General features: G+C 38.6%; 5 protein-coding genes and 2 pseudogenes. All 7 read left to right on the plus strand.

Going from position 1 to position 5,942, the window contains the following annotated elements; genetic code table 11:
• Positions 1-112: 112 nt before the first annotated feature.
• Positions 113-385: pseudogene (locus tag ACTFWY_RS17390) on the plus strand (ArsR/SmtB family transcription factor); the annotation flags it as partial.
• Positions 363-740, plus strand: coding sequence for an arsenite efflux transporter metallochaperone ArsD (arsD, locus tag ACTFWY_RS17395; protein ID WP_005469942.1), 378 nt, complete (start codon positions 363-365; stop codon positions 738-740). The pseudogene ACTFWY_RS17390 and the gene arsD, both read left to right, overlap by 23 nt.
• 36 nt (positions 741-776) lie before the next feature.
• Positions 777-1,049: pseudogene (locus ACTFWY_RS17400) on the plus strand (ArsA-related P-loop ATPase); the annotation flags it as partial.
• A gap of 27 nt (positions 1,050-1,076) precedes the next feature.
• Entirely contained in the window at positions 1,077-1,841 is a 765-nt protein-coding gene (locus ACTFWY_RS17405; RefSeq protein ID WP_003127877.1) for a MurR/RpiR family transcriptional regulator, read from the plus strand.
• A 150-nt stretch (positions 1,842-1,991) separates the two neighbouring features.
• The gene (locus ACTFWY_RS17410) at positions 1,992-3,200 is read left to right on the plus strand and encodes a D-galactonate dehydratase (protein WP_003127878.1); all 1,209 of its coding nucleotides are present in this window, start codon (positions 1,992-1,994) and stop codon (positions 3,198-3,200) included.
• Positions 3,201-3,214: 14 nt separating this feature from the next.
• On the plus strand, positions 3,215-5,077 hold the full coding sequence (locus tag ACTFWY_RS17415) for a PTS transporter subunit IIBCA (protein ID WP_003127879.1): 1,863 nt from the start codon (positions 3,215-3,217) through the stop codon (positions 5,075-5,077).
• A 23-nt stretch (positions 5,078-5,100) separates the two neighbouring features.
• Positions 5,101-5,754: a bifunctional 4-hydroxy-2-oxoglutarate aldolase/2-dehydro-3-deoxy-phosphogluconate aldolase gene (locus ACTFWY_RS17420; protein ID WP_021150673.1), complete on the plus strand. Its 654-nt coding sequence runs from the start codon at positions 5,101-5,103 to the stop codon at positions 5,752-5,754.
• Positions 5,755-5,942: the final 188 nt, after the last annotated feature.

Below are 5,942 nucleotides of genomic sequence, written 5' to 3' on the forward strand. Positions count from 1 at the left end.
CATCCTGCTGAAATTGCTTTCCTTTAAAATGACTCATCGTCATTCCTCCTGCTATCTTTTTCTATTATTCTACCTTATCTGATAGTAGATTTAAAACTTTGCAACAGAACCGTCTTGTGGCAGCTTATGCGCATGCGATATTTTAGATCATTTTGATTTTACTCAACCGACCCTTTCACACCATATTAAAGTATTAGAAAAAGTTGGTATTGTGCTTGTTACCAAAGATGGAACATGGCACAGATACCAATTGACAGATAGCTTTGTAGATCAATTTATGGGTTCAATGATGCAATTATTTTCTAATGAAGAGAATTGCATTTGTGATACATCAAACTGTAATTGTAAAGAAGAAAAAGAAGATGAAAAAATTGGAACTATTTGAACCAGCAATGTGTTGCTCAACAGGAGTGTGTGGACCTTCTGTAGACGAAGAATTACTCATGGTGACTTCAGTTTTTGAGACATTTGAGGGAATAGATTCAGTAGAAGCTTCACGTCATAATCTTACAAGTGATCCAGATGCTTTTGTTAATAACTCCACGATTTTAAAGTTGTTACAACAAAAAGGAAATGATATTTTACCAGTTACATTGCTAGACGGAGAAATTGTCAAAGAAGGATCTTATCCTACGTTAGAAGAATTTGGAAAATATGGTGCGATTCACTTTGTTGCTCAGCCGGTTAATAACTCTGGTGGATGCTGTGGAGGAAATGATGGAAGCGAAGGCTGTTGTTAACAGCCTCTTTTCTAGTTTAAGTAAGGAGGAGAATAAATGTTACAATATATGCCCCAAAAGATGGGCTTAACTAAATATCTATTTTTCACTGGTAAAGGTGGCGTAGGGAAAACAACTACCGCTTGTGCGACAGCCACTTCTTTAGCACAAGATGGAAATAAAGTAATGCTGGTTAGTACAGATCCGGCCTCAAACCTACAAGACGTCTTTCAGACAACGTTGACTAATAAACCTACTCCAATAAATGGAATCAATAACTTAATGGTAGCTAATTTTGATCCGATCACGGCTGCTGAAGATTACAATGAAGAAAATACCTTAACGAGGTGAAAAATAGTGTCTATTAAAACAGAAGAGCTAGTTAGTAAATATTTTTTTGACCTTAATGAGAATGATCTAGCAATCTGGAAATACATTTCTAACAATAAAAAAGAAGCCTCAGAATCAACATTAGTTAATTTGGCAAAAAAATGCAATTATTCCAAATCTAGTATTCATCGTTTTGCTCAAAAAATATCATATAAGGGTTTCTCTGAATTGAAGTATGCACTTAAAGCAGAATTAGAAGCAGAAGATTTGGAAGGAAACTTAATTGATCAGTATGTTTCGATTATCGCTAACTCTATGAATGAAATGAAGTACCGGGATTTCTCAACGATTTTTCAACTTATTCAAAGTAGTAAAAAAGTCTTTATTTATGGTACAGGAACTCTACAAAGGGCTGTCGCACAAGAGATGCGTCGGGTCTTTCTAGCAGGTGATGAACATTTTTACGTAGTTGAGGGGGTTGATGAGATTGGTTCCCTAACGGATACGTTAACGACAGAAGACTTGGTTTTTATTATTTCATTGAGAGGACGATCAGACAACGCTCATTCCTTTGCTAAAGACTTGAAGGTGAAGGGTGTGCCATTTGTTGTGATTACGAGCTTCTCAGAGAATCAAATCGCCCACTTCAGTAATGAAAATATTTTTGTTAATTTGGAGCAAGTTCCTATTGGTAATTGGAAAAAATACAGCGTGTTAGATCCCTATTTTATTTTAGTAAGTATTCTATTCTTACGCTATATGGAATATAAACAGAAAAAACTCTCTAATTAGGGAGTTTTTTTCTTTGACTATCTGGGAAAAATTTCAATTTTTGGGAAAAGAATCTAATGCTGAATCATTTATTTAAGTTCACAGACGCTATAGGCAGAAAAAAAGGATTCGCTTATACTTGAGTCAAATTTAAGAAAGAGGTTTTAACAAATGATGAAAGCGCTAGTAATTGAAGATATTAAAGTAATTACCACGGCTCCAGAAGGCATCAACTTAGTAGCAGTTAAAGTGACAACGAATGACCCAAGTATTTATGGAGTGGGTTGTGCAACATTTACACAGAGATATGAAGTAGTTGTAACAGCGATTGATAAATACTTAAAACCATTTTTGATTGGTAAAGATCCGCAACGGATAGAAGATATTTGGCGCACAGCTTCGGTGAGTAGCTATTGGCGAAACGGTCCGGTATTGAACAACGCTTTGTCAGGAATCGACATGGCACTTTGGGATATTAAAGGGAAACTGGCGAATATGCCGCTTTATCAATTGTTTGGTGGAAAGGTTCGTGATGCTGTTCCAGCCTATATTCATGCCGATGCACAAAGTGTCAGTGATGCTGTTGAGTTAGTGCAAACGCGAGTCGATCAAGGCTGGAAACAGATTCGCGTACAGATTGGCGGGTATGGCGGAAATAATCAGGCGATGCATTTACCTAAGGATAATACTCCCGGTGTTTACTACGATCCAGATGTTTATATGAAGACAATGATTGAAGGGTTTGAAAAATTGAGAGAAAAATTTGGAGACTCGATCAAGCTTTGTCATGATGTGCATGAACGCTTATCTCCCAGTGAAGCGGTAAAATTTGCTAATCAGCTGGAGAAATTTGACTTGTTGTTCTTAGAGGATGCATTGCCGCCAGAACAAGTCCAATGGTTTGAGCATTTACGAAGCCATACCAATATTCCGCTAGCAATGGGAGAACTGTTTAATAATCCCCATGAATGGACGGGGCTTATCCAAAACCGGACAATCGACTATTTGCGATTGCATCTGAGTCAGGTGGGCGGAATTACACCAACAAGAAAAATTATTTCCTTGGCAGATGCTTATGGTGTGCGAACTGCGTGGCATGGCCCAGGTGATATGACAGGGATCGGGCATGCGGTGAATACGCATTTAAGTATTACTTCCACGAACTTCGGTATCCAAGAATGGAGTTGCAGCATTAAAGAGAATACGTACAAAGTATTTCCGGGAACACCGGTTGCAAAGGATGGGTACATTTATCTGAATGATCAACCAGGTATTGGTGTCGATATTGATGAGGAAGCTGCGGCGGCTTTTCCAACACATGATCGGATGGCTGACTGGACATTGTGCCGTTTGCCAGATGGATCTGCAGGAAGACCTTAAGGAGGAGTTAAAAAATGAATCAAAATAAAGATGTTATGGTAGCAAATGCAATCATTGAAGCGATTGGTGGAAAAGAAAACATTCGAGCTGTAGGACACTGTTCCTCACGCTTGCGTTTGACCTTGAACGACAAAAAAGTAGTTAACGAAGCTGAGATTGAAAATATTGATGGGGTAAAGGGGCAATTTTTTGCTGGAGAGCAATACCAGATTATTCTTGGAACGGGATTTGTTGATCGTGTGTATGCTATTGTGGTTGGAAATACGAGTACTGAGTTAAATACAGATATTAAAGGCGATCTATATGAGGGGATGTCTTTACCTAAAAAAGTATCGCGAATTTTAGGGGATATTTTCATTCCAGTTATTCCAGTTTTGGTTGCTACCGGATTATTTAGCGGTTTTATCAATTGTATCAACGCTTTTGGTGTAGAAATGAACCCAAATGTTTTGACAATCGCAACTATTTTGATGAAAACAGCTTTCACATTTTTGCCTGTACTGATTGCATGGGCGGGAATGAAGCAATTTGGTGGAAGTCCAGTGTTAGGGATTGTTCTGGGTTTGATGTTGGTCAACCCGTTGTTACCAAATCCTAGCGATGTCGCTAAAGGGGTAGCAGACGCGATTACATTTACGTTTTTCGGATTAGATTTGAATGTTGTAGGTTATCAAGGTTCGGTATTACCGGCCCTAATGGTGGCGATTATAGCCGCAAAAACGGAAAAAGCACTAAAAAAGAAAGTTCCTGATGTCCTTGATTTGATTGTCACACCATTTACAACGATTTTAGTTGCTGGATTATTAGGTTTGATTATCATTGGTCCAATTTGCCAATACATTGAATTGCTTGTTTTGGGCGCTGCAAAAGCAGTAATTGGTTTACCCTTCGGATTAGGCGGTTTGATTATTGGAGGAACGCAACAAGCCATTGTTGTCACTGGAATGCATCATATATTTTTGGCTTTGGAAACAGATTTGTTAGCGAATACGGGATTTAACCCATTTAATGCAATGATTACTGGTGGAATTATTGCACAAGCAACTGCGGCCTTAGTAACTGGATGGAAAGTTCAGGATAAAAAGAAACGTGGCTTTTTGATGTCGGCTTCATTGCCAGCTTTCTTGGGGATCACAGAGCCAGCGATCTTCGGAGTGAATCTAAAATTTGGCAAACCGTTCCTTTTTGCCTTAACAGGTGGGGCAACTGCGGGTTTAGTTGCAGGATTGTTACATGCTAAAAGTACTGGTATGGGTGTGGCAGCTATACCCGGAATTGTTACTTATTTGTATAGCGCAACTGGTATCAAAGATTATTTCATTATTCATTTAACGGGAATGATTGTATCTGGCGGATTGGTCTATTTCTTTTTCGACCCTAATGAAGCAATGGAACAAGAAGAACAGAAGAAAGGGATTGTCAAAGAAGCTGGACATGAAAAGATCTATAACCCAGTTCAAGGATATGTTGTAAAAATCACAGATGTTAATGATCCCGTTTTTTCAAAGAAAATGATGGGTGAAGGATTTGCGATCAAGCCAGAAAATGGACAGGTGTATGCACCGTTTAATGGAACGATTATGTCAATTTTTCCTACAAAACACGCCATAATCATCAAAGGTGAGCATGGAGAAGAAGCATTGATTCATATGGGGATTGATACCGTGGAATTGCAAGGTAATGGCTATAATATTCTAGTAGAAGAAAACGAAAGAGTCACAAAGAATACGTTGTTAGCAGAAATTGATCTATCTCTTTTGAAGGAAAACAATAAGGATACTTCGATTATGGTTGTTTTTCCTGAAATGAAAGATCCTCATTTAACTATTCAGTATGGGATGCAGATGAATGGAAATGAGATAGGAAGTATCGTTTGAAAGACGGAGAAGGGTGCTAAAGAATGAAACGTGTAGAATTATTAACTAAAATTGAAGAATCAGGTGTCATTGCGGTAGTTCGCGGAGCTTCTAAAGAACAAGGAAAACGATCCTGTGAAGCATTGATTCAAGGTGGAATAAAGGGAATCGAAGTTACTTTTACATTGCCTAATGCTGCAGAGGTTATTAGGGAATTGGTTTCGGAGAACTTGGATTCTAGCGTAGTAATTGGTGCGGGAACAGTTTTAGATGTCACTACTGCCCGTTTAGCCATAATGGCAGGAGCTGAATTTATAGTTAGTCCGACCTTCGATCAAGCAACAGCAGAAGTTTGTAACCTGTATCAAATACCTTATTTACCAGGGTGTCTAACCGTAACGGAGATAAAAGAGTCTCTAAAAGCAGGCGTAGATATCGTAAAATTATTTCCCGGATCGGCATATGGCCCAGCAATCATATCTGCCTTCAAAGCCCCCTTGCCACAGATAAATATTATGCCAACCGGAGGGGTGTCGTTGGAAAACATGAAAGACTGGTTCAGGGCAGGTGTGGTAACAGTCGGCGTCGGGGGCAATCTTTTGAAGCCCGCTGAAACTGGAGACTATAAAGGTGTCACGCGTATCGCTAAAGAATACATGACAGAATTTAAAAAGATTAAGGATGATCTTTATGACTAAAATATTGACACTGGGTGAGATCATGCTTCGCCTTTCCACCTGTAACAATGAACGTCTAAGTGACAATAATGGTTCTATTGCAAAGTTTTAAATCTACTATCAGATAAGGTAGAATAATAGAAAAAGATAGCAGGAGGAATGACGATGAGTCATTTTAAAGGAAAGCAATTTCAGCAGGATGTGATTAT

The organism is Enterococcus sp. 125944 (genome assembly GCF_051909435.1).
Lineage (GTDB): Bacteria > Bacillota > Bacilli > Lactobacillales > Enterococcaceae > Enterococcus_D > Enterococcus_D gallinarum.